The sequence below is a fragment of the Microbacterium pratiae genome (assembly GCF_047302165.1).
Taxonomy (GTDB): Bacteria; Actinomycetota; Actinomycetes; order Actinomycetales; family Microbacteriaceae; genus Microbacterium.
Genome location: NZ_CP154843.1, coordinates 1,464,731 through 1,486,368 on the forward strand (window position 1 = coordinate 1,464,731; position 21,638 = coordinate 1,486,368).

Consider the following 21,638-nt stretch of genomic DNA (forward strand, 5'->3'; position numbering starts at 1 on the left):
CTGGCGGCATGGTCTCGGAACTGTTCGATCCCGCGGAATGGACGCTCGCCCCCGGGGCTGACGCGTACACGGACATCACCGCTCACGTCTCGACCGACGGGCGCATCGCGCGCATCGCGTTCGACCGTCCCGAGGTGCGCAACGCCTTCCGCCCCCACACGGTCGACGAGTTGTACCGCGCGCTCGACACCGCTCGTCAGGACCCGCGCATCGGGGTCGTGCTGCTCACCGGAAACGGGCCGAGCGCGAAGGACGGCGGCTGGGCGTTCTGCTCCGGCGGCGATCAGCGCATCCGCGGTCGCGACGGATACAAGTACAGCGACGACGAGAGCGCTGTCGCCGATCCGGCGCGGGCCGGGCGCCTCCACATCCTCGAGGTGCAGCGCCTCATTCGTTTCATGCCGAAGGTCGTCATCGCGGTCATCCCCGGCTGGGCAGCCGGCGGCGGGCACTCGCTGCACATCGTGTGCGACCTCTCGATCGCCTCGGCCGAGCACGGCCGGTTCAAGCAGACCGACGCGGACGTCGGATCATTCGACGCCGGTTACGGCTCGGCGTACATGGCGCGCCAGGTCGGCCAGAAAGTCGCGCGTGAGGTGTTCTTCCTCGCTGAGGAGTACTCCGCCCAGCGTGCTCACGAGATGGGCGCGGTCAATCGGGTCGTCCCGCACGCCGAGCTCGAGCGTGAGGCGATCGCCATGGCCCGCACGATCCTCGGCAAGTCGCCGACAGCGATCCGCATGCTGAAGTTCGCGTTCAACGCGATCGACGACGGAATGGTCGGTCAGCAGGTGTTCGCGGGCGAGGCGACGCGACTCGCCTACGGCACCGACGAGGCCGTCGAGGGGCGCGACGCGTTCCTGCAGAAGCGCGAACCCGACTGGTCGCCCTATCCGTACCACTTCTGAGATGGATCGCCTCTGACATGGCGGTCGATCTCGTCCCGGTCGCGCCGGAGCCCCGCGAGGTGCTCCGGGCGCTTCGGCAGACCCTCGACGGCGCCGGTCCGGCCCTCGCCCTCGGCGCACCTGACGGCGCGAGCGCTCCGGCGCAGGCGCCATCGGGAACCGTCGCCGTCGTCACGACGTCGGGATCGACGGGGGTGCCCAAGAGCGTCGTGCTCAGCCGTTCGGCCCTCATCGCCAGCGCATCGGCGACGGCGGCTCGGATCGGTGAGGGGCGCTGGCTCCTCGCCCTGTCGCCGGGCTACGTCGCGGGACTGCAGGTGATCGTCCGCAGCCTGCTCGCGGGGCACGAGCCGGCCGTCCTCGCGGGGTCGTTCTCGCCCGCCGCCTTCGCCGCCGTCACGGCGTCGAAGCACTCGAGTGTCGGCGGAACGCGCGTGGCGGCATTCACCTCGCTGGTGCCCGCCCAGCTGGCCGACCTGCTGGACGCGGCCGAGACGGATGCCGCTGTCGCCGACGCGCTGCGCGCCTACGAGGCGATCCTCGTGGGCGGGCAGGCGCTCCCCGCCTCTCAACGCGAACGCGCCACGCGCCTGGGGGCGCGCATCGTGCGCACCTACGGCTCGACGGAGACGAGCGGCGGATGCGTCTACGACGGCGTCCCGCTCGACGGGGTCGGGGTGCGGATCGCGGCCGGCGAGGTGCAGCTCTCGGGCCCCGTGCTCGCCGACGGCTACCTCGGCGAGCCCGACCGCACAGCGGCATCCTTCATCGTCGACGACGGCACGCGGTGGTACCGCACCGGCGACGCGGGGGAGTTCGACGCCGGTGTCCTGCGGGTCACGGGCCGCATCGACAACGTCATCATCTCCGGAGGCGTCAACATCTCGCTCGACCGTGTCGAGGCCGTCATCCGCGAACGCGCGGGGCTCGCTTCGGTGGTGGTCGTCGCGATCCCCGACGAGCGGTGGGGGCAGGCGTCTGCCGTCGTCGTCGAGACCGCGGCGCTCGCCGAGATCGGCGCCGACTCGCCGACTCTGCTGGCCGACCTCCGGGCAGCGGTCGGCGACCGGCTCGGTAAACCCGCACGGCCCGCTCGCGTCGTCGCCGTGGACCGTATGCCGGTGCTCGCGAGCGGCAAGCCCGACCGTGCGGCGGTGCGTCGCATGCTCGCGATCTAGGATGATCCCTCGTGGCTCGTTCGTCTCGCTCCCCGAAGTCGTCCCGTCCCGTGCAACGGGGCGGTAACCCCGCCAAGCGCGGCCTCGTCTCGGCGCCGCCGCCGCGGAAGGCCACGGCTCGCGACTGGATCGGCGCCGCGCGTCTGCGCACGCTGCCGCTCGCGGTCACCCCGGTGCTCATCGGCTCGGGCGCCGCGATGCTCGTCGATCGACAGCTGCACTGGGTGATCGCGCTGTGCTGCCTCGTGGTCGCCGTCGCGCTGCAGATCGGCGTCAACTACGCCAATGACTACAGCGACGGCATCCGCGGCACCGACGATGTGCGCGTCGGGCCCGCCCGGCTGACCGGGGGAAAGCTCGCGAAGCCCCGCACGGTGCTCGCCGTCGCCCTCGGGTTCTTCGGGCTCGCGGCCGTCGCCGGCATCGCGATCGTCGTGCGCACCGGTCACTGGTGGATGCTGCTGATCGGGGCGGCCTGCGTCGTCGCCGCATGGTTCTACACCGGAGGCAAGCGGCCGTACGGCTATGCGGGCCTCGGCGAGCTCTTCGTCTTCGTCTTCTTCGGGCTCGTCGCCACCGTCGGCACGACCTTCGTCCAAGCAGGGTCGGTGCCGCAGGAGAGTTGGCTCGGCGCGGTGGGCGCCGGACTCCTCGCGTGCGCGGTGCTGCTGGCGAACAACCTCCGCGACATCGATCAGGACCGGATCGCGGGCAAGCGCACGCTCACGGTGCTCATCGGTCGGACCGCGACCCGCATCGTCTTCACGCTGTTCGTGCTGGCGCCGTTCGCGATCGCCGTGCTGCTGGCGCTGGTCTATCCGATCGCGTGGCTGAGCCTGTTCGCGCTCCTGCCCGCCCTGTCGGCGATCCTCATCGTGTGGACCTACCGGCAGCCGCGTGAGCTGGTCGTCGCACTCGCGCTCACGTCGTTGACCTCGGTGGCGTACGGCGCGTTCCTGTTCTGGGCCTTCGTCGGCTGACGCCGGGGGAACCCGAGGTCAGGACGCGGCGTCTTCGGCGTCGGCGTCCGCGTCGGCACCGGAGCGACGACGGGTGCGCCGTTCAGCGAGGCCCGAGGCGACGTCATCGAGCGGTCGTCGCAGGAAGATCATCGACAGGCTCAAGCCGATGAGGGCGGCGAAGATCGCCGAGAGCCAGTAGTACTCGCGCATGATCGGGAACAGCATCATGATGCCGAACGGGATCAGGAAGGCGAGGAGCCGCAGCACCGAGTAGACGACGGCCGAGCGGGCATTCATCCGGCCATTCTACGTCCGGGCCGAGCGGCCCGCCGGACGCCTAGGATGGGAGGATGGCGCGGCTTCTGCTCATCGGTGTGCTGCTGGCACTCGCCTTCTGGGTGTACAGCATCGTCGACTGCGCCCTCCAGGACGCCACGCGTCACCGTGGCGTCAGCAAGCCGGTCTGGATCCTCATCGTGGTCCTGCTCCCTGTGCTCGGCGGCATCCTGTGGTTCGTCGTCGGACGAGCCCGCCGCAGCGCGGGCGCCCCCGTCCGACGCGCACCGGACGACGACCCGGACTTCCTCGGCAGCCTCGGGTCGGTGCGCGACCAGGACGAGCGCATCCGACGTCTCGAGGAGGAGCTGGCGGCGCTCGACGCCGAGGCCGACGATCCCCGCGACGTCCCGCCGACGCGATCGTCGCAGAGCGACGACGACGCCGAGGGACCGGCCGGTTCGCGCGGTCCGCGGGCCTGACATGCGCGGAGCCGAACCCGCTCCGACGCCGGCGGATCGGGCGCCCGCGACCGACGCCGCAGCGGCGCTCCTCGGCGCCCTCGTCTCGGCGGGAGTGCGACACATCGTCCTGAGCCCGGGATCGCGGTCTCAAGCGCTCGCCCTCGTGGCGGCCGAGCTGGAACGCCGGGGCCTCGTGCGACTGCACGTGCGCATCGACGAGCGCGTCGCGGGATTCACCGCCCTCGGCATCGGGCGAGAGACGCGGATGCCGGCAGCGGTCGTGTGCACGTCGGGAACCGCCATCGCCAACCTGATGCCCGCCGTTCTCGAGGCCCACCACTCCGGCGTGCCGTTGCTGCTGCTGACCGCCGATCGCCCGCCCGAGCTGCGCGGTATCGGAGCCAACCAGGCGACGCGACAGCCGGGGATGTTCTCCGGGTTCGTCCGGCTCGAGGCGGATGCCGCCACCCCCGAGGCCGTCGACGACGACCCGACCGCGGCGCAATCGGCCGAGGTCGCCGCGCTCGCCGTCGAGGCGCTCGCCGCGGCTCGCGGTGAAGGGTCACGCTCGGCCGGCCCCGTGCACCTCAACCTGCCGTACCGGAACCCCTTGTCGGGTGCCCTGCCCTCGTGGCTGATCGACGCGGAGACCGACGCTGCCCCGGCTGCCGACGACGTGCCGGAGCGCGACGCTGACGAAGCGACGGTGTCCGGTGCCCACTACCAGGGCGGTGGCGGGATCGGACAGGCGGAGCCTCCGGCGCCCCTCGAGCCGGTGGAGCTCACGCGCGGCCCTCGCACGCTCGTCGTCGCCGGCGCGGACGCCGGTCCGGCTGCGGAGGAGCTCGCCCACGCGGGAGGCTGGCCCCTCGTCGCCGAGATCGTCAGCGGCGCGCGCTTCGGGCGCAACCTGGTCCACGGATACCGTGCGGTTCTCGCCCGGCCCGAGCTCGCTTCGGCCGTCGAGCGAGTCGTCGTGTTCGGGCATCCGACTCTCAGCCGCGAAGTCGCCGCCCTGCTCTCGCGCCCGGAGGTCGAGGTCTGGGCGGTACGCGGCCCGGGCGAGGACCTGAACCTCAACGGCGGAACGACCGCGGTCGCCGCGGTGTCCGTCGGCCGCGGCGAGGCCGATCGGGTCTGGCTCGGCGCCTGGATGCGGGCGTCGCGCGAAGAGGTCGTCGACCTGAGTCCCGCGGCCCCCGACGCCGACGGGCTCGCATCGGCGGTGCCCCAAGAGCGACTCGGCGCCATCTCGGCCGAGATGGCCGTCCTCAAGGCCCCGATCGACCGCGAGTCTCTCGTCGACGCCGTCTGGCGCGCGAGCTGGCCGCACGATCGTCTGCTGTTCGCCTCATCGAGGCTCGTCCGGGTGGCCGACACCGTGCTCGGCGGCAAGAAGGTTCCGGTGCATGCCAACCGGGGTCTCGCGGGTATCGACGGCATCATCGCGACCGGCATGGGCATCGCGGTCGCGAGTCAGGACGACGCACGCGCGGGCGTCATACGCGTGCTCACCGGTGACCTGTCGCTGTTGCACGACGTCGGCGCGCTGCTGCTTCCCGGCGCCGAGCACGAGCCCCGGATCCAGGTCATCGTCGGCAACGACGGCGGCGGCACGATCTTCGACGGGCTCGAGGTCGCCGGCACCGCTCCGCCCGAGGCTGCGGACCGGGTGCTCTTCACGCCGCACGAGGCGCGGATCGAGCAGCTCGCTCTCGCCTACGGCTGGGAGTACCGCCGGGTCACGACGCGCTCCGCGCTCGATCAGGTGCTCACCTCGCCCGTCGGCGGACGTCAGCTCATCGAGGTCCCGCTCGCCCGCTGAGCCGTAGCGGCTGCACGTGCCTCAGACGAGGGCGGGTCAGGCCAGCGCGTCGATGATCGGCCGGAACTTCACCCGCGTCTCGAGCATCTCCGACTCGGGGTCGCTGGCACCCACGATGCCCGCGCCGGCGTACGCGGTGAACGGCATGGAGGCGCCGTCGTCGGCTTGCCGGCCGGGCCGGAACTGCGCGCACCGCAACGCGATGGCCCACTCGCCGTCGCCGTGTGCGTCGATCCATCCGACGGGGCCGGCGTAGCGCCCGCGGCTGAAGGGCTCGAGGCGGCGGATCTCGTCGAGCGCCGCAGGCGTCGGCGTGCCGGCGACCGCAGCGGTGGGGTGAAGCACCGCGACGAGGTCGAGGGCGGAGGCATCCCCGGCGAGCTCGCCCTCGACGTCGGTGGCCAGGTGCCACACGTTCGGCAGCTTGAGCATGAAGGGCTGCTCGCCGGCGACCAGCGACGAGGTCGACGGGCGGAGCGCATCGAGGACGCTGCGAACCGCGTAGCCGTGCTCGTCGAGGTCCTTCGTGCTCGTCGCGAGGGACAGGGATGCCGCCGTGTCCGCGTCCGCGTCAGCGCCGCGGGCGATCGTTCCCGCCAGCACGCGCGCGGTCACGGTGCCGCCCGAGACGGTGACAAGGGTCTCGGGGCTGGCCCCGATGAGACCGTCGACGGCGAACGTCCAGGTGTCGGGATAGGCCGACGACAGGGCCCGGACGAGCCGGCGGAGGTCGGCGTCCGCGGGGACGGTCCCGGCGAGGTCGCGGGCCAGGACGACCTTCTGGAGGTCTCCGGCGGTGATCGCGTCGACGCCCGCGCGCACGATCTCCTGGTAGCCGTCCGGGGTCAGCGCTCCCGGGCCCGTCGTCGCCGACCAGTGCGGCCCGAACCCGATCGGCGCGGGGAGGGATGCGGCGGGGTCCGAGCCGTCGGCCGTGATCGATGTCACCCATGCACGAGACCCGCGGCGGCCCACGATGACCCTCGGCACGGCGAAATGCAGCGCCGGCGTCGATGTGTCGGCGCGGTCGTCGGGACGGGGGTCGAACGGCAGCGCGCCGAAGGCGACGAGTCCCGATCCGGGCAGTCCGACCGGATCGTCGATCTCGGCGACGGCGACCGTTCGGCGCCACCAGTCGGCGGCGTCGCGCGGGCCGGGATTCGCCTCGGCTGCAGCGAAGGCCACGGCGGTGCCGTGCGCCACGAGGATGTCGCCGCGGCGCGACCAGACGGTCGGTTCCTGCGGGTCGGCGAAGACCAGCAGCTCGTCGGGCGCCTCGATCTCGCGAGTGACCACGCGCAGCCGCGTGGCGGGCGCAGAATCGTTCACCCGACCAGCCTAGACTCGGCGCGTGATGCTCCGCCCCGAGCCGGGAACCCCGGTGACCTTCCGCTGGCGCAAGTGGAACGGCGGAACCCACTGGGTGCACGCCTGCACCTACCTCGGCAGCGACGAGCACGGCGACTGGTTCGGTCAGCGACCGGGCGACCGCAGCAACCGGCCCGGGCGTGACTTCGTCGCGACCCATCCCTGCGTCATGCTGCTCCCGCCCGTGGGCGAATGGGTCCTCACGATGAACGCGCCGCCGCATCCGACCCGCGTCTACATCGATCTCGCGTGGGACGCCCGTTGGGATGAGGGCGGCGAGCCCACGGCGATAGACATGGACCTGGATGTCGTCGACTCCGCCACGCGCGGCATCTGGATCGACGACCGCGACGAATGGGACGAGCACCGCGTCGCCTACGGGTATCCGCTCGACATCGTCGCCGAGCTCGAGGCCCTCGCCGTCGACCTCGAGACCGCCGTCACCGCGCATCGCCCGCCTTTCGACGGGCCCACATCCGCCCACTGGCTCGGTGTCCTGGCATCCCTCCCCGATCCCGCCGCCCCCTGACTCCCGTTCCACCCGCGGGCTCGGGGCGCGGGGCTCACGGGCTACCGGCGCGCCTAGACTCGACACCGTGACCAGCGAGCCCAACCGCGCCGACCTCGGCAAGGACCCGTCGCGCGTGAGCGGCATGTTCGATCAGGTGGCCGGTGCCTACGACCGCACCAACGACGTCCTCAGCCTCGGCCAGGACCGCCTCTGGCGCATCGCGGCCACACGCGCGATCGACCCGAAGCCGGGGGAGCGCATCCTCGACCTCGCCGCGGGAACGGGTGCGAGCTCCGTCTCGCTCGCCCGCAGCGGCGCCGAGGTCGTCGCCGCGGACTTCTCGCCCGGCATGATCGCCGAGGGCGTCCGCCGGTACGGTCCGCAGGCGCCGGGCGGCGGCATCCCCCATCTGTCGTTCGTCGAAGCGGATGCCACGAACCTGCCGTTCGCAGACGCCGAGTTCGACGTCGTGACCATCTCGTTCGGACTCCGCAACGTCAACGAGCCCAAGAAGGCGCTCGCCGAGATGCTGCGCGTCACGAAACCGGGCGGGCGTCTGCTCATCAGCGAGTTCTCGCAGCCCCCGTCCCGCGCGTTCGCCGGCCTTTACCGCTTCTACAACGGCCGGGTGCTGCCGCTGGTCGCCCGTCTGGTGAGCTCGAACGCCGAGGCCTACGACTACCTCAACGAGTCGATCCGCGACTGGCCCGATCAGCGGACGCTCGCCGGCTGGATCCGCGAGGCCGGATGGGAGGAGGTCGCGCACCGCGACCTGTCCTTCGGCATCGTCGCGCTGCACCGCGCTGTCAAGCCCGCCGCCTGAACCGGCTCACGCGGATCGGCGTCGCCGCCCGGCCGGTAGGCTGGAGCCGTGACATCGAGCCCATCCGCGCCGCGGCTGGTGAAGCACCTCGGGATGACCGAGCGTATCTTCGCCGGACCCCGGACCCGCAAGCTGCTCGCGACCGTCGAAGCCGGGCTCGAGCGCGTGGAGACGCGCCTCGGCGATGAGCTCACCGTGAGCGACGCGCTCGTCGACGCGAAGACCCGCTATCTCTACGAAGCCGGCGGCAAGCGTCTGCGACCGATGCTCGCTCTGCTGACCGCTCAGCTCGGCAACGGCGCGACCGAGGACGTCATCGCGGGGGCCGCCGCGCTCGAGCTGACCCATCTCGGTTCGCTGTACCACGACGACGTCATGGACGGCGCCGACAAGCGCCGCGGTGTCCCCAGCGCGCACGAGGTGTGGGGCAACAACGTCGCGATCCTGACCGGTGACCTGCTCTTCTCCCGCGCGAGCCAGCTCATGGCCCGCATCGGCGAGCGGGCGATCCGCGTGCAGGCCGACACGTTCGAGCGCCTCGTCCTCGGTCAGATGCACGAGACGATCGGCGCCCAGCCCGGCGACGATCCGGTCGAGTTCTACATCCAGGTGCTGGCCGACAAGACCGGTTCGCTCATCGCCGCCGCAGCTCAGGTGGGCGTCCTCTTCTCGGGCGGACCGGAAGAGCTCGCCGAGCCGCTGCTCGCGTTCGGCGAGAAGGCCGGCGTGGCCTTCCAGCTGCTCGACGACGTCATCGATCTCTCCGCCGACCCCGAGGCGACCGGCAAGGTTCCCGGCACCGACCTGCGTGCCGGCGTGCCGACGATGCCGTACCTGCTGCTGACCCGGGCCGACGACGACGCCTCCCGTGCGCTCGCGGCCACGATCGACCGCGGTGTCGCCGAGATCGCCGAGGGCAGCGATCCCGCCATCCTCGACGAGCCACTCGCCCGCCTGCGCGACCACGATGTGACGATCCAGACGCGTCGACTCGCCGAGAAGTGGGCCGACGACGCCGTCGCGGCCCTCGCGCCGCTGCCGTCCGGCGCCGTGCGTGACGCACTGACCCGGTTCGCCGAGGTCGTCGTCGACCGCGCCAGCTGACACCGACCCCCGCTGCGCCCGCGCTCGGGCGCGACCAGGAACGAGGAACACCCATGACCAAGCTGAGGCTGGCCATCGTCGGAGCCGGGCCCGCCGGCATCTACGCCGCGGATCTGCTGCTGAAGGCCGAGCGCAAGTTCGACGTCTCGATCGACCTGTTCGATCACCTGCCCGCCCCCTACGGGCTCGTGCGGTACGGCGTGGCTCCCGACCACCCCCGCATCAAGGGCATCATCAACGCGCTGCGCGACGTGATCGACAGCGGCGATATCCGGCTGTTCGGCAACGTGCGCTTCGGCGAGGACATCACGCTCGACGACCTGAAGCACCACTACAACGCCGTCATCTTCGCGACCGGTGCGGTGCGCGACACGGCCCTCGATATCCCGGGCATCGACGCCGACGGCTCGTACGGCGCAGCCGACTTCGTCAGCTGGTACGACGGTCACCCCGACTTCCCGCGCGAATGGCCGCTGGATGCCGCATCCGTCGGCGTCATCGGCAACGGCAACGTCGCTCTCGACGTGGCGCGTGTGCTCGCCAAGCACGCCGATGACCTGCTCGTGACCGAGATCCCCGACAACGTCTACCAGGGGCTCCGCTCGTCGGCCGTCACCGATGTCCACATCTTCGGGCGCCGCGGTCCGGCCCAGGTGAAGTTCACCCCGCTCGAGCTGCGCGAGCTCGGCGACCTGCGCGACGTCGATCTCGTGGTCTACGACGAGGACTTCGACTACGACGAGGCGTCGAAGGCGGCGATCGCGTCGAACAAGCAGGTGATGGTCATCGACCGCGTGCTGCAGTCGTGGCGTCAGCGCCCGAGCGTCAACGGCGCCGGGGGGAGGCGTCGCGTCGCCTCCACCTGCACTTCTACGCCAAGCCCGTCGAGGTGAAGAAGGATGCCGACGGCCGAGTGGCCGCGCTCGTGTACGAGCGCACGCGTCCCGACGGCGAGGGTGGGGTCGAGGGCACCGGCGAGCTGCGCGAGGTGCCGCTGCAGGGGCTCTACCGGGCCGTGGGCTACTTCGGGTCGCCGCTGCCGGGTGTGCCGTTCGACGACACGCACGGCGTCATCCCCAACCACGAGGGTCAGGTGCTGCACGCCGACTCGAACGAGCGCGTGCCCGGCGTCTACGCGACGGGCTGGATCAAGCGCGGACCGGTGGGGCTCATCGGCCACACGAAGTCCGACGCGATGGAGACCGTCCGCCACGTCATCAACGACCAGGGGTCGTGGTGGCAGCCGGCCGACCCGTCCGAGCAGGGCGTCCTCGATCTGCTGACCGTTCGCGGCGTCGCGTGGACCGATCTCGACGGCTGGCATCGCCTCGACGAGCACGAGATCGCGCTCGGTGCCCCCGCCGAGCGCGCGCGTGTCAAGGTCGTGGACCGCGACGAGATGGTCGCGATCTCGCGTGGCGAGTGAGGACAGGGCGATGACGTTCCGGAGCAAGCAGACGCTCGACGCCTGGATCGAGGAGTTCCAGCGGTTCGGATATCCGCTCGCGGTGAAGGTGATCCCGCAGGACGGCAGCCTCGGCCGTGACACCGGACTCGTCGCGATCACCATGATGAACGCGCAGACCGTCACCTACATCGAGCCCGACGTCCCCGGCGGCAACACCTGGCGCATCACGTTCGAGGCGCGAGAGACCGAGTTGCGTCTGGGAGCGGGCGGTGCGCTCGCGCTGTCGACGGAGCTCGCGATGGTGTCGACGCTCTGCGCGTTCCTCGAGACGAAGTCGCACGCGTTCGAAGGTGACGATCCGGCTGAGATCGGTAGCCCGGTCGCCGAGGCCTGATTCCGCGCGACGACCGTCCGATCTACTACAGCGCATCGGGTTGGGCAACCCGTGGTCGCCGCTTTCCTCCGACGCCATGATGGGGGAACGCCCGGTGCCGTGAGCGCGCCGGGTCGCGACGATACGGAACGAGGAGGCCCGATGCGCACGACCCGGGTCCTGGCAGCCGCATCGGTGGTCGCTCTCGCTGCGACGCTGGGCGCCTGCGCCCCCGATGACGGTGTGCCCACGCTCACCTGGTACATCAACCCCGACGACGGCGGACAGGCTCGGATCGCCGCGGCGTGCACGGATGCTGCAGACGGCGCATACCGGATCGAGACGTCTCTGCTGCCGCGTGACGCCGCGTCGCAGCGCGAGCAGCTGGCGCGGCGCCTCGCGGCCGGCGACACCTCGCTCGACATCATGAGCCTCGACCCGCCGTTCATCCCGGAGCTCGCCGAGCCCGGCTTCCTCGACGGCGTGCCCGACGAGCTTCAGGTCACCGATGGCATCGTCCAGGGAGCCGTCGACTCCGCGAGCTGGGGCGGCGAGCTCGTGACGGTGCCCTTCTGGGCCAACACGCAGCTGCTCTGGTATCGGCAGTCGGTCGTCGAGGCGGCAGGTCTCGACATGTCGCAGCCGGTCACCTGGGACGACATCATGGGCGTCGCCGAGGAGCAGGATCTGCGACTGGGTGTTCAGGGGGCGCTGGCGGAGTCGCTGACGGTGTGGATCAACGCCCTCGTCGCGTCCGCGGGCGGCGAGATCCTGAAGAACCCCGAGGCCCCCGCCGACGAGCTCGAGCTGGGGCTCGACAGCGAGGCCGGTCGGGCCGCTGCCGAGATCATCCACCGCATCGGGGCCGAGGGGCTCGGTGGCCCGGGACTCCCGACCGCCGACGAGAACGCCAACATGAACCTCTTCCAGGGCGAGCAGGGGTCGTTCATGGTCAACTGGCCGTTCGTCTGGCCTGCCATGACCGGTGCCGACCCCGCCATCGCGGATGACCTCGGCTGGGCCGTGTACCCGCGTGTCGACGCCGACAAGCCCGCGGCACCGCCTGTCGGCGGCATCAACCTGGGCGTCGGTGCCTTCAGCAAGAACCCCGACCTCGCCTGGCAGGCCGTCGAGTGCATCGTCCAGCCCGAGAACCAGTCGGAGTACTTCGTCACCGACGGCAACCCGCCGTCCAACGCGGCTGCGTACGACGACCCTCGCGTGCAGGAGGAGTTCCCGATGGCCGACACCATCCGCGAGTCGCTCGACCTCGGCGCGCCCCGCCCGCAGACCCCGTACTACAACGAGATCTCCATCGGGCTGCAGCGCACGTGGCACCCGCCGGCGGCCGTCGATCCCGAGACGACCCCGATCACGTCGAGCGAGTTCATCCTCGCCGTCCTGCGAGGGGAGCGTCTGCTGTGAGCACACGGGAGACCACCTCGCCGCGACCCCGCCGATCCGCCCGGGCGCGGGCGGAAGGACGACTGGGCTGGATGCTGGCGGGCCCGGCGTTCGTCATCATGCTGCTGGTCACGATGTACCCGATCGGGCAGGCGCTGTTCGACTCGCTGTTCAGCCTGCGGCTGACGGCGCCCGACGAGCGGTCGTTCGTCCTCTTCGAGAACTACCGCGTGGTCCTCAGCGACCCCGCGTTCTGGCGGTCGATGGGTGTCACGCTCTTCATCACGGTCGTGACGGTGCTGTTCGAGCTGATCCTCGGCTTCCTCCTCGCGCTCGTCATGCACCGGGCGATCAAGAAGCTCCGCGGTCTCGCCCGCACCGCCATCCTCGTGCCCTACGGCATCATCACGGTCGTCGCGGCCTTCGCCTGGTTCTACGCCTTCGACATCAACTCGGGCGGCTACGTCAACAACTGGCTCAGCTGGATCCCGGGGTTCGATCCGGAGCTCAACTGGTTCGCCGAGCAGGGCACCTCGCTCGTCGTGATCATCCTCTCCGAGGTGTGGAAGACGACGCCGTTCATCTCCCTCCTGCTGCTCTCGGGCCTTGCCCAGGTGCCCGGCGAGCTGGAGGAGGCTGCGAAGGTCGACGGCGCCACGGGGTGGGAGGTCATGCGTCGCGTCATCCTGCCGAACATGAAGGCCGCCATCATGGTGGCGGTGCTCTTCCGCACGCTCGAGGCGTTCCGCATCTTCGACAACATCTACATCATGACCGGCGGTGCCAATGACACCGAGGCGCTGTCTCTCCTGGCGTACAACACGTCGATCGGACGGCTCGAGATCGGTCTCGGCTCGGCGATCTCGGTGCTGCTGTTCCTCAGCGTGCTGATCATCGCGGCGATCTTCATCAAGGGATTCAAAGTCGACCTGGCGACGGGACGGGACTCCTGATGCGTACGCTCACCTGGCCGCAGCGGATCGGATGGGCCGCGATCATCATCGCGGTGCTCGTATGGTCGCTCTTCCCCGTGTTCTCCATTCTCATGACGTCGTTCAAGACGCCGTCGGGCCTGTTCTCGGGAACGCTGCTGCCGCAGGAGTGGACGCTCGAGAACTACACGGAGATCCTCGCGCCGGGCGGCGGGGCGCAGGACCTGTTCCTGCCGGCGCTGCGCAACTCGGTGGGCATCTCGCTCATCGCGACCTTCGTCGCCGTCGTGCTCGCGACGCTGTGCGCCTATGCGATCGCCCGACTGGACTTCCGCGGCAAGCGCATCATCCTCGTCACGGCACTCGCGGTATCGGTGTTCCCGATCGTGTCGATCGTCACACCCCTGTTCAACCTGTGGCGGGTCATCGGGCTCTACGACACGTGGCTCGGGCTCATCATCCCGTATCTGTCGCTGACGCTGCCGATCGCGATCTGGACCCTCGCGGCGTTCTTCCGCCAGATTCCGTGGGAGCTGGAGCAGGCGGCGCAGGTCGACGGCGCGACGCCGTTCGAAGCCTTCCGCAAGACCGTCGTGCCGCTGGCGGCGCCCGGTGTGTTCACTACGGCGATCATCGCGTTCTTCATCGCCTGGAACGACTTCGTCTACGGCATCTCGCTGACCTCGACGAGCGCGGCGCGTCCCGTGCCCGCGGCCCTGTCGTTCTTCACGGGGGCGTCGCAGTTCGAGCAGCCTACGGGCGCGATCTCGGCCGCCGCCATCATCGTGACGATCCCGATCGTCGTGGTCGTCGTCATCTTCCAGCGCCGGATCGTGTCCGGCCTCACGCAGGGCGCGGTGAAGGGATGACCTCCAGCATCCGCACCGGCGCCGCGCTCACCTCGAAGGGAACGTCATGGCCTCCATCACGCTGAAGAACATCGTGAAGACGTACGACGACGGCTTCACGGCGGTGAAGGGCGTCGATCTCGACATCGCCGACGGCGAGTTCGTGATCCTCGTCGGGCCCTCGGGATGCGGCAAGTCGACGCTCCTGCGGATGATCGTGGGCCTCGAGGACATCACGAGCGGCGAGATGCTGATCGACGGCGACGTCGTGAACGACAAGGCGCCGAAGGACCGCGACCTCGCGATGGTGTTCCAGAACTACGCGCTGTACCCGCACCTCACGGTCTACGAGAACATCGCCTTCCCGATGCGGTTGAAGTCGAGCAACGTGCCCGACGACGAGATCGACCAGCGCGTGCGGCGGGCTTCGAGCCTGCTCGAGCTCGACGAGCACCTCGACCGCAAGCCCGCCAATCTCTCCGGCGGGCAGCGTCAGCGCGTCGCGATGGGCCGCGCGATCGTGCGCAACGCCCGCGCGTTCCTCTTCGACGAGCCGCTGTCGAACCTCGACGCCAAGCTGCGCGGTCAGATGCGCACCGAGATCGCCCGCCTGCAGCGTTCGCTCGGCACGACGACGGTCTACGTGACCCACGATCAGACCGAGGCCATGACCCTCGGCGATCGGGTCGCGGTGCTGCGCCGCGGTGAGCTGCAGCAGGTCGCGAGCCCGCGTGGTCTGTACGAACAGCCCGTGAATCTGTTCGTCGCGGGTTTCATCGGGTCTCCGCCGATGAACTTCCTGCACGGCACGGTCGAGGGCGACACCCTGAAGCTCCCCATGTTCGACGTTCCGCTCGACGACCGGCTGCGCCGCGCGATCGGAGACCGCGAGCTCGTCATCGTCGGCGTGCGCCCCGACGCGTTCGAGGATGCCGAGACATCGGACCGTCCTCTCGACGGCGGCGTCCGTGCGGAAGTCGACGTCGAGATGACCGAGTGGCTCGGCGAGGTGCTGTACGCCTACGTCCCGTTCGAGGTCGAGGAGTCGGTGCACAAGAAGCTCACCGAGCTCGACCGCGATCTCGACGGCGAGGGGCTGCGGACCGAGCTCGTCGTCGCGCTCGACTCGCTCAGCAACATCCGTGCCGGCGACCCCGCGACGCTGTGGTTCTCGCCCGACTCGCTGCACGTGTTCGACCCCGAGACGGGGGAGAACCTCACGCGCGACGAGGAGCGGGCCGCGAAGCTCGAGGAGGATGCGCGCGAGCAGCGCAAGCGTGCCCTGCAGCGTGCCCAGGAGCGAGAAGCCCGTCGCGGTGGCTCCGCCGGGGCGTCCGGAACGCAGCAGAGTTCCGCCGCCTGACCCGCGTGACCCGGCGGCCGCTGATCTCCACGACCTAGGGTGGTGGCATGCGGCCGGACGAGGTGACATGGGGCCCCGACCTGCTGGGCCCCGGATTCGAGCAGGCGACTCTTCCGCTCGGCTCGGACGACGAGGGCGAGGTCGTCGCGACGCTCGTGCGGGCGATGCCGCATCCGGGTCTCCGGCTGTTCGGCGCGTGGCGCGATATCGACGTGCTGTACGTCCACGGCTGGTCGGACTACTTCTTCCAGACCGATCTCGCGCGCCACTTCACCGACCGCGGTGCCCGTTTCCATGCGCTCGATCTGCGGAAGTACGGGCGCAGCATCCGTCCCGGCCAGGCGCGCGGGTACGTCACATCGCTCGACGTGTACGACGACGACATCGCGGCAGCGCTCACCGCGATGGACACCGAGCGTCAGGGAAGGAGGCTCGTCCTCGTCGGTCACAGCACCGGCGGTCTGACGCTGACCCTGTGGGCCGCGCGTCACCCCGGGCGCGCCACCGCCCTGGTGCTCAACAGCCCGTGGCTCGAGCTTCAGCTCGGGCCCCTCGGGCGGCAGGCCGTCGCGCCTCTCGTGGAGGTTCGGGCGCGGTTCGATCCCCGGGGAAGCCACCCTGTCGTCGATCTCGGGTTCTACACCCGGGCCCAGCGCGAGGTCGGGAGTCTGCCCGACGCCCCCGACGGCTGGCGGCCCGAGCAGGGCTTCCCGACGCATCCGGCCTGGCTCGCCGCCGTCATCGCGGGCCACGCGCGCGTTGCGGCGGGAGTGGACGTCGGCGCCCCGACGCTCGTGCTGCTCTCGGCCCGTTCGACGTCACCGCTGCGATGGAACGAGACGATGACCTCGACCGACTCGGTTCTCGTCGTCGACGACATCGCGCGTGCCGCCACCCGCATCGCCGCGACCGTCACGATCGCCCGCATCGATGGTGCGCTGCACGACGTGTTCCTCTCGGCGGCTGCCGCACGCGCCGAGGCCGCTGACCGACTGGTGTCGTTCGTCAGCGGCCTCGACCGGTGAGCGCTCAGCCCGCGAGAAGGCTGACGAGCAGTCGGATCGAGAGGGCGAGCACCGACAGCAGTCCGACGATGCCCAGCGCGTTCTGCCACCACCGGTTCCGGAGCGGGCCCATGAGCGCCCGGTTGTTCGCCATGATGATGATCAGGGCGGCCAGCAGGGGAGCGAACAGCACCGTGAGGGCCTGAGCGAGCACGATCAGCTCGACCGGCGACGAACCGGCGAAGGCGACGGTGATGGTGATGCCGAAGGCCAGGATGAAGGCGCTTCCCAGACGCGCGGTCAGCGTCTCGGCCGATGCGCCGCGGCCGACGGCATCCGAGAGCAACGTGCCGCCCGCGATGCAGTTGGGGATCATCGACGAGAACGCCGCGCCGAAGAAGCCGAGTGCGAAGATCCAGGTGCCGACGGGCCCGGCGACGGGCTCGAAGATGCGGGCGAGACCGACGAAGGCGCCGGGCGCATCGGTCCCGGTGTCGAAGAGGACGGATGCCGAGACGACGATCACGAGAGCGGTCATGATGCCCGGGGCGACGATCCCGGGAATGGTGTCGACGATCGTGATGTCGCGGTACTCCGACTCGGTGCGCTCGCGCGCCTTGGTGCCGTACGACGCGAAGAACGCGGCGTTGATGGAGAAGTTGGTCCCGACGAGGCCGATGATGAGCAGCCACGCTCCGTCGGGGACGACGGGGATCAGGCCGAGGCCGGCAGCGGCCCAGTCGGGGTTCGAGACGAACGCCGAGACGATGAAGCAGAACGCCATGATCGCGACGATGACGATGAGGATCTTCTCGACGATGCCGTAGATGCCCTTCATGAGCAGGATCGTCGCGACCGCGACCGTGCAGATGACGGTCCACATGACGGGCGAGCTGCCGGGGATGAGCATCGCCAGACCGACGCCCGAGCCGACCGCGTTGCCCACCGAGAAGCACAGGGTGATGAGGAAAACCCCGAATCCGGCGGCGACTCCGGTCCACCGTCCGAGGCTGTCTTTGATCGACGAGATGAGCGAGACCGGTGTGCGGATGCCGAGACGCACGCTCATGTCGGTGAGGAACACCATCAGGATGGTCGAGACGATGATGACCCAGATCAGGCCGTAGCCGTAGCCTGCGCCGGCGTTCATCGCGGTGGTGAGGTTGCCCGGGCCGAACTGCCAGGCTCCCGCGACGAAGGCGGGACCGATCAGGGCGAGGCGACGCCAGAAGGTTCGTCGTATGGGGTTCTTCCCGACGATGCTCCGCACCGTCTCGGTCGAGATCCGGCCGTGGCCGGTCGCGGGGGTGGCGGGCGGACGTGAGGTGGTGCGGTCGCTCATGGAGACTCCTTGGGAGGGCGGCGGGATGCCGCGCAGTCGTCATTGACTTCGAGCCGGCGCTGCGACGCGTCGGGGAGCGGAACGGGGTGGCGGGGCGGCCGGATGCGGGGGTCCGGCCGCCCGGGATGACTCATGCGGGAACGGTGACGCTGCCGAGCTCGGCCGAGGCGAAGGCCGCGGCGATCTCGGCGTCTGCGCCGGCGGGGAGAGGCAGCAGCGGCTCCCGGACCGTCGCGTGGTCCAGGATGCCACGATTGACCAGGCCCCACTTCAGGGCGACGGTGCCCTCCATGTGCGAGCCGCGGTGGTAGACGGCCTTCGTCACCGGGAGCAGGCGCTCGTGAATGGCGTGGGCGGCGGCGTAGTCGCGTGCCTTGCCGGCGGCGATCAGGTCGATGAGCAGCTCGGGCGCGATGTTCCCGTAGCCGACGAGCAGACCGTCGACGTCGAACATCGTCGGCAGGAGGTACTCGTCGTGGCACGACAGGATCTGCAGCTCGGGGTACGCGGCGCGCAGCGCGGGGATCTCGGTGTACCAGCGGCGCATGTTGCGGACGCCGTTCTTCGTGTGGTTCACACCCTCCTGCCCGGCGATCTCGAGTTGCGTGTCGAGGTCGTACGACGCCTTGGTGTTGTCCGGGTACTGGAAGAGGATCTCCTCGAGACCCGACTCCTCCCAGATCGCGCGATAGCGCGTCTGCGGCGCACCGGGCTGGAAGCCGAAGCGCAGCCAGCCGTGGGAGGGGTAGACCAGGGCGCCGCGCGCACCTGCCGCTGCGGCATCCTTCGCTTCGAGGGCGGCGGTCGCGTTGCCCTCCTTCGTGATGCCCGCGATGATCGGCAGCCGGTCTTCGACGGAGTCGCGGAAGGCCCGGATGACGTCGAGCTGCTCCTTCTCGGTGAGGAACGTTCCCTCGCCGGCGTGGCCGAGCACCACGAGGCTCTTCACCCCCTCGATGGAGCCGAGCCACGAGCCGAGCCGCGCGATGGCTTCGTAGTCGACGTCGCCGTCGACGGTGAACGGGGTGACGGGGGCGGGGTTGAGGCCGCGGAGGTCGAGGACCATGTCGTCTCCTTGAGTGAGGTCTCGTCGTCGAGATCGGGAGGTGCCGGATGGCTGTCCCCGAAACCAATAACGTTTGCGGGAACGTTTGCAGTCTGGACTCGGCTCACCCGGATGTCAAGTGTTTCGGGAACGTTCTCGGGAAGCTTCTCGCCGTGACTGGTGTCACGGGTAGGCTCGGCCGGGGGAGGCAGGACATGGCCGAGGGTGACCGGAACGTCAGACACGTCGTGACGCTCAAGGACGTGGCGACGGCCTCGGGCGTCAGCATCTCGACCGTGAGCCGGATCCTCGACGACCGCACTCCGCCCTCCCGATCGGCGACGGCCGAACGCGTTCGCGCACTCGCGGAAGAGCTCGGCTATCGCCGCAACGTGTTCGCCTCGGGGCTTCGCCGTGGCGCCACCGGCACCATCGGCGTGCTCGTGCCGAGACTCACCGACGCCGTCATGGCGCTGATGTTCGAGGCGGTCGAGCGAGCCGCGCGCCAGCGGGGCTACTTCGCCGTCGTCGCGACATGCGGCGACGACGGCGACGAGGAGCGCCGCGCGACCGAGACCCTGCTCGACCGGAACGTCGACGGGCTCGTGCTCGCGACCGCCCGTATCGACGACTCACTGCCGGCGTCGCTGCGCGACCGCGGCATCCCGCACGTGCTGGCGCTGCGGACCGACGGGGTCAGCCCCGCCTCGCTCGGTGACGACGAGACCGGCGGCTATCTCGCGATGCGGCATCTGCTCGACCTCGGACACCGCGACATCGCCGTCGTCACGGGACCCTGGTTCACGTCGAGCGGGCGCGATCGGCGCAGCGGCGCGAACCGTGCGCTCGCCGAGGCCGGCGTGGCCCTCCCCGACGACCGAGTGATGGCGGTCGGCTACGGCCTCGACCACGGGATGGAGGCCGCCGAGATCCTGCTGGCCGGTCGTTCTCGTCCCACCGCCGTCTTCGCGGCCAACGACAACCTCGCGATCGGAGTGCTCAGCGTCGCGCGCTCCATGGGGCTCGAGACGGGGAAGGACCTCTCGATCGTCGGGTACAACGACATCCCGCTCGTGTCACGCCTGCCCGTGCCGCTGAGCTCGGTGCGCACGCCGTTCGATCAGATCGCGGCGTCGGCCCTCGACATCCTGCTGACGACGGATGCCGCAGCGCCGCAGATCGTGCGCGCGCTGCCCACCCTCATTCCGCGCGCGTCGACGGCCCCGCGCCGCTGAGCCGCGGCTCGGGTGGGTCCGCTGAGGTCGAGCGTCAGCGGTAGTTGACGAACTGCAGGTCGACGTCGAGGTCGGCGGCCTTCAGCATCCGCTGCACCTCCTGCAGGTCGTCGCGCGACTTCGACTGCACCCGCAGCTCGTCGCCCTGGATCTGCGACTTGATTGACTTCGGGCCCTCGTCGCGGATCATCTTGCTGATCTTTTTGGCATCCTCCGACGAGATGCCCTCCTTCAGCGTCGAGACGATGCGGTACTCGCGGCCGGAGGCGGTCGGCTCGCCCGAGTCGAGGCTCTTGAGCGAGATGCCGCGCTTGATGAGCTTGGTCTGGAAGACGTCGAGCACGGCCTTCGCGCGCTCCTCCGAGTTCGCCTTGATGAGGATCGACTCGCCCGACCATTCGATGGAGGCGTCGGTGCCCTTGAAGTCGTAGCGCTGCTCGACCTCCTTGCGGGCCTGGTTCAGCGCGTTGTCGGCCTCCTGGCGATCGATCTTGCTGACGATGTCGAACGAGGAATCTGCCATGCCCCCAGCCTACCGAGCCGCTCTGCCGAAGGCGACGATGAGCCCGTGCGCGACACTCAGCTCTACGCGATCTACGTCTCCGCTGCTCATCACGGCACGGGGGTGGGTCAGGCGCTCCTGGACTCCGTGCTCGGGACCGCGCCCGCGACTCTGTGGGTGGCCAAGGAGAATCCTCGTGCGATCGCCTTCTACGGCAGGAACGGGTTCCACTTCGACGGACGGGAGAAGGTCGATCCGGCGGCTCCGGCCATCACGGACGCCCGAATGGTCCGCTGACCTCCATCCGCGCCTGTCTGCGCCCGCCGGGGCGCCGCTAAGCTCGCGCCATGACGAGTGAGCCCGGCCCCCGGCGACGACGCGGCCGCTGGTGGGGCATCGCCGCGACGATCATCGCGAGCGCCGGCATCCTCGCGGTGGGTGCCGTGGCCGTCCTCGGCTATACCGTCGATCCGCTGTGGGGATGGATGCTGTTCGTCGCCTTCCCGTTCTCGATCGCGGTAGGAGCGATCGGCGGCGTGCTCGGTGTCGTCGGGGTGTTCGTGGCGCGCGCTGACCGCGGGGGATACGCCTGGCCGGTGGTCGCACTGGTGCTCGGCTGGGGGCAGGTGCTGCTGGGGAACGGCTTCCTGAACGGCTGGTTCATCTGACGCTCGAGGCGGCCGCGACCATTAGCAGATCCGGTTCCGGAAAGCAGGGGTACGAGCCACTTCGCGCAAGCCAATAGCATCGTCTCGAACCGGCG

At 70.2% G+C, this 21,638-nt stretch carries 22 protein-coding genes and 1 pseudogene; 18 read left to right on the plus strand and 5 right to left on the minus strand.

Annotated features, from left to right (window positions below):
• The first annotated feature begins 8 nt into the window (after nucleotides 1-8).
• From AA0Y20_RS06815 to AA0Y20_RS06825, 3 genes are read left to right on the plus strand one after another with little or no spacing between them, the layout of a single operon-like run.
• Nucleotides 9-908: a 1,4-dihydroxy-2-naphthoyl-CoA synthase gene (locus AA0Y20_RS06815; protein ID WP_412938273.1), complete on the plus strand. Its 900-nt coding sequence runs from the start codon at nucleotides 9-11 to the stop codon at nucleotides 906-908.
• Between the two features lie 17 nt (nucleotides 909-925).
• The gene (locus tag AA0Y20_RS06820) at nucleotides 926-2,086 is read left to right on the plus strand and encodes an AMP-binding protein (protein WP_412938275.1); all 1,161 of its coding nucleotides are present in this window, start codon (nucleotides 926-928) and stop codon (nucleotides 2,084-2,086) included.
• A gap of 11 nt (nucleotides 2,087-2,097) precedes the next feature.
• Nucleotides 2,098-3,066: a 1,4-dihydroxy-2-naphthoate polyprenyltransferase gene (locus AA0Y20_RS06825; protein WP_412938276.1), complete on the plus strand. Its 969-nt coding sequence runs from the start codon at nucleotides 2,098-2,100 to the stop codon at nucleotides 3,064-3,066.
• Between the two features lie 18 nt (nucleotides 3,067-3,084).
• On the opposite strand, the gene AA0Y20_RS06830 is transcribed toward AA0Y20_RS06825, so the two are convergent.
• Nucleotides 3,085-3,345, minus strand: coding sequence for a DUF4229 domain-containing protein (locus tag AA0Y20_RS06830; protein WP_412938277.1), 261 nt, complete (start codon nucleotides 3,343-3,345; stop codon nucleotides 3,085-3,087).
• Between the two features lie 53 nt (nucleotides 3,346-3,398).
• Here AA0Y20_RS06830 and AA0Y20_RS06835 point away from each other — a divergent pair, with 53 nt between their 5' ends.
• Nucleotides 3,399-3,806 (plus strand): PLD nuclease N-terminal domain-containing protein, encoded by a 408-nt coding sequence (locus AA0Y20_RS06835; RefSeq protein WP_412938278.1) that lies wholly within the window; start codon nucleotides 3,399-3,401, stop codon nucleotides 3,804-3,806.
• 1 nt (nucleotide 3,807) lies between these two features.
• Nucleotides 3,808-5,613, plus strand: a complete 1,806-nt coding sequence (gene menD / locus AA0Y20_RS06840; RefSeq protein WP_412938279.1) for a 2-succinyl-5-enolpyruvyl-6-hydroxy-3-cyclohexene-1-carboxylic-acid synthase — start codon at nucleotides 3,808-3,810, stop codon at nucleotides 5,611-5,613.
• 36 nt (nucleotides 5,614-5,649) lie between these two features.
• Here menD and AA0Y20_RS06845 read toward each other — a convergent pair whose 3' ends face one another.
• On the minus strand, nucleotides 5,650-6,942 hold the full coding sequence (locus AA0Y20_RS06845; protein WP_412938281.1) for an isochorismate synthase: 1,293 nt from the start codon (nucleotides 6,940-6,942) through the stop codon (nucleotides 5,650-5,652).
• Between the two features lie 25 nt (nucleotides 6,943-6,967).
• On the opposite strand from AA0Y20_RS06845, the gene AA0Y20_RS06850 reads away from it, so the two are divergent.
• From AA0Y20_RS06850 to AA0Y20_RS06895, 10 genes and pseudogenes are all read left to right on the plus strand, one after another.
• Nucleotides 6,968-7,510, plus strand: a complete 543-nt coding sequence (locus AA0Y20_RS06850) for a DUF402 domain-containing protein (protein ID WP_412939717.1) — start codon at nucleotides 6,968-6,970, stop codon at nucleotides 7,508-7,510.
• A gap of 67 nt (nucleotides 7,511-7,577) precedes the next feature.
• Nucleotides 7,578-8,315, plus strand: coding sequence for a bifunctional demethylmenaquinone methyltransferase/2-methoxy-6-polyprenyl-1,4-benzoquinol methylase UbiE (gene ubiE / locus AA0Y20_RS06855; protein WP_412938283.1), 738 nt, complete (start codon nucleotides 7,578-7,580; stop codon nucleotides 8,313-8,315).
• A gap of 93 nt (nucleotides 8,316-8,408) precedes the next feature.
• The gene (locus AA0Y20_RS06860; protein WP_412938284.1) at nucleotides 8,409-9,419 is read left to right on the plus strand and encodes a polyprenyl synthetase family protein; all 1,011 of its coding nucleotides are present in this window, start codon (nucleotides 8,409-8,411) and stop codon (nucleotides 9,417-9,419) included.
• Between the two features lie 53 nt (nucleotides 9,420-9,472).
• Nucleotides 9,473-10,845: pseudogene (locus AA0Y20_RS06865) on the plus strand (FAD-dependent oxidoreductase).
• 10 nt (nucleotides 10,846-10,855) lie between these two features.
• The gene (locus AA0Y20_RS06870; protein ID WP_412938288.1) at nucleotides 10,856-11,221 is read left to right on the plus strand and encodes a hypothetical protein; all 366 of its coding nucleotides are present in this window, start codon (nucleotides 10,856-10,858) and stop codon (nucleotides 11,219-11,221) included.
• 141 nt (nucleotides 11,222-11,362) lie between these two features.
• Nucleotides 11,363-12,625: an extracellular solute-binding protein gene (locus AA0Y20_RS06875; protein ID WP_412938290.1), complete on the plus strand. Its 1,263-nt coding sequence runs from the start codon at nucleotides 11,363-11,365 to the stop codon at nucleotides 12,623-12,625.
• On the plus strand, nucleotides 12,622-13,557 hold the full coding sequence (locus tag AA0Y20_RS06880) for a carbohydrate ABC transporter permease (protein ID WP_412938292.1): 936 nt from the start codon (nucleotides 12,622-12,624) through the stop codon (nucleotides 13,555-13,557). Before AA0Y20_RS06875 ends, AA0Y20_RS06880 begins: the two co-directional genes overlap by 4 nt.
• On the plus strand, nucleotides 13,557-14,405 hold the full coding sequence (locus tag AA0Y20_RS06885) for a carbohydrate ABC transporter permease (RefSeq protein WP_412938294.1): 849 nt from the start codon (nucleotides 13,557-13,559) through the stop codon (nucleotides 14,403-14,405). The genes AA0Y20_RS06880 and AA0Y20_RS06885 overlap by 1 nt, the downstream gene beginning before the upstream one ends.
• A 46-nt stretch (nucleotides 14,406-14,451) precedes the next feature.
• Nucleotides 14,452-15,747, plus strand: a complete 1,296-nt coding sequence (locus tag AA0Y20_RS06890) for an ABC transporter ATP-binding protein (protein ID WP_412938296.1) — start codon at nucleotides 14,452-14,454, stop codon at nucleotides 15,745-15,747.
• A 47-nt stretch (nucleotides 15,748-15,794) separates the two neighbouring features.
• Nucleotides 15,795-16,772 (plus strand): alpha/beta hydrolase, encoded by a 978-nt coding sequence (locus AA0Y20_RS06895; protein ID WP_412938297.1) that lies wholly within the window; start codon nucleotides 15,795-15,797, stop codon nucleotides 16,770-16,772.
• A 4-nt stretch (nucleotides 16,773-16,776) separates the two neighbouring features.
• Here the strand turns inward: AA0Y20_RS06895 and AA0Y20_RS06900 are convergent, their stop codons facing one another.
• Both AA0Y20_RS06900 and AA0Y20_RS06905 read right to left on the minus strand, forming a co-directional pair.
• Nucleotides 16,777-18,093, minus strand: coding sequence for an Nramp family divalent metal transporter (locus tag AA0Y20_RS06900; protein WP_412938299.1), 1,317 nt, complete (start codon nucleotides 18,091-18,093; stop codon nucleotides 16,777-16,779).
• A gap of 130 nt (nucleotides 18,094-18,223) precedes the next feature.
• Nucleotides 18,224-19,159: a dihydrodipicolinate synthase family protein gene (locus AA0Y20_RS06905; protein WP_412938300.1), complete on the minus strand. Its 936-nt coding sequence runs from the start codon at nucleotides 19,157-19,159 to the stop codon at nucleotides 18,224-18,226.
• 194 nt (nucleotides 19,160-19,353) lie between these two features.
• On the opposite strand from AA0Y20_RS06905, the gene AA0Y20_RS06910 reads away from it, so the two are divergent.
• Nucleotides 19,354-20,373: a LacI family DNA-binding transcriptional regulator gene (locus tag AA0Y20_RS06910; RefSeq protein WP_412938302.1), complete on the plus strand. Its 1,020-nt coding sequence runs from the start codon at nucleotides 19,354-19,356 to the stop codon at nucleotides 20,371-20,373.
• Nucleotides 20,374-20,407: 34 nt separating this feature from the next.
• Here AA0Y20_RS06910 and AA0Y20_RS06915 read toward each other — a convergent pair whose 3' ends face one another.
• Nucleotides 20,408-20,896: a YajQ family cyclic di-GMP-binding protein gene (locus AA0Y20_RS06915; RefSeq protein WP_120263300.1), complete on the minus strand. Its 489-nt coding sequence runs from the start codon at nucleotides 20,894-20,896 to the stop codon at nucleotides 20,408-20,410.
• On the opposite strand from AA0Y20_RS06915, the gene AA0Y20_RS06920 reads away from it, so the two are divergent.
• Together AA0Y20_RS06920 and AA0Y20_RS06925 are read left to right on the plus strand one after the other, a co-directional pair.
• Complete coding sequence (locus AA0Y20_RS06920; RefSeq protein WP_412939718.1) at nucleotides 20,888-21,172, plus strand: GNAT family N-acetyltransferase; 285 nt, start codon at nucleotides 20,888-20,890, stop codon at nucleotides 21,170-21,172. The two genes, AA0Y20_RS06915 and AA0Y20_RS06920, sit on opposite strands and share 9 nt — an antisense overlap.
• A 50-nt stretch (nucleotides 21,173-21,222) precedes the next feature.
• Complete coding sequence (locus tag AA0Y20_RS06925; protein WP_412938303.1) at nucleotides 21,223-21,543, plus strand: hypothetical protein; 321 nt, start codon at nucleotides 21,223-21,225, stop codon at nucleotides 21,541-21,543.
• Nucleotides 21,544-21,638 lie beyond the last annotated feature (95 nt).

What these genes read in the sequence shown, in the direction of transcription:
- AA0Y20_RS06815 (WP_412938273.1), top strand. Translation starts at nt 9, where the DNA reads ATGGTCTCGGAACTGTTCGATCCCGCGGAATGGACGCTCGCCCCCGGG.
- AA0Y20_RS06820 (WP_412938275.1), top strand. Translation starts at nt 926, where the DNA reads ATGGCGGTCGATCTCGTCCCGGTCGCGCCGGAGCCCCGCGAGGTGCTC.
- AA0Y20_RS06830 (WP_412938277.1), bottom strand. Translation starts at nt 3,345, where the DNA reads ATGAATGCCCGCTCGGCCGTCGTCTACTCGGTGCTGCGGCTCCTCGCC.
- AA0Y20_RS06835 (WP_412938278.1), top strand. Translation starts at nt 3,399, where the DNA reads ATGGCGCGGCTTCTGCTCATCGGTGTGCTGCTGGCACTCGCCTTCTGG.
- menD (WP_412938279.1), top strand. Translation starts at nt 3,808, where the DNA reads ATGCGCGGAGCCGAACCCGCTCCGACGCCGGCGGATCGGGCGCCCGCG.
- AA0Y20_RS06850 (WP_412939717.1), top strand. Translation starts at nt 6,968, where the DNA reads ATGCTCCGCCCCGAGCCGGGAACCCCGGTGACCTTCCGCTGGCGCAAG.
- AA0Y20_RS06860 (WP_412938284.1), top strand. Translation starts at nt 8,409, where the DNA reads ATGACCGAGCGTATCTTCGCCGGACCCCGGACCCGCAAGCTGCTCGCG.
- AA0Y20_RS06870 (WP_412938288.1), top strand. Translation starts at nt 10,856, where the DNA reads ATGACGTTCCGGAGCAAGCAGACGCTCGACGCCTGGATCGAGGAGTTC.
- AA0Y20_RS06875 (WP_412938290.1), top strand. Translation starts at nt 11,363, where the DNA reads ATGCGCACGACCCGGGTCCTGGCAGCCGCATCGGTGGTCGCTCTCGCT.
- AA0Y20_RS06885 (WP_412938294.1), top strand. Translation starts at nt 13,557, where the DNA reads ATGCGTACGCTCACCTGGCCGCAGCGGATCGGATGGGCCGCGATCATC.
- AA0Y20_RS06890 (WP_412938296.1), top strand. Translation starts at nt 14,452, where the DNA reads ATGGCCTCCATCACGCTGAAGAACATCGTGAAGACGTACGACGACGGC.
- AA0Y20_RS06895 (WP_412938297.1), top strand. Translation starts at nt 15,795, where the DNA reads ATGCGGCCGGACGAGGTGACATGGGGCCCCGACCTGCTGGGCCCCGGA.
- AA0Y20_RS06900 (WP_412938299.1), bottom strand. Translation starts at nt 18,093, where the DNA reads ATGAGCGACCGCACCACCTCACGTCCGCCCGCCACCCCCGCGACCGGC.
- AA0Y20_RS06905 (WP_412938300.1), bottom strand. Translation starts at nt 19,159, where the DNA reads ATGGTCCTCGACCTCCGCGGCCTCAACCCCGCCCCCGTCACCCCGTTC.
- AA0Y20_RS06910 (WP_412938302.1), top strand. Translation starts at nt 19,354, where the DNA reads ATGGCCGAGGGTGACCGGAACGTCAGACACGTCGTGACGCTCAAGGAC.
- AA0Y20_RS06915 (WP_120263300.1), bottom strand. Translation starts at nt 20,896, where the DNA reads ATGGCAGATTCCTCGTTCGACATCGTCAGCAAGATCGATCGCCAGGAG.
- AA0Y20_RS06925 (WP_412938303.1), top strand. Translation starts at nt 21,223, where the DNA reads ATGACGAGTGAGCCCGGCCCCCGGCGACGACGCGGCCGCTGGTGGGGC.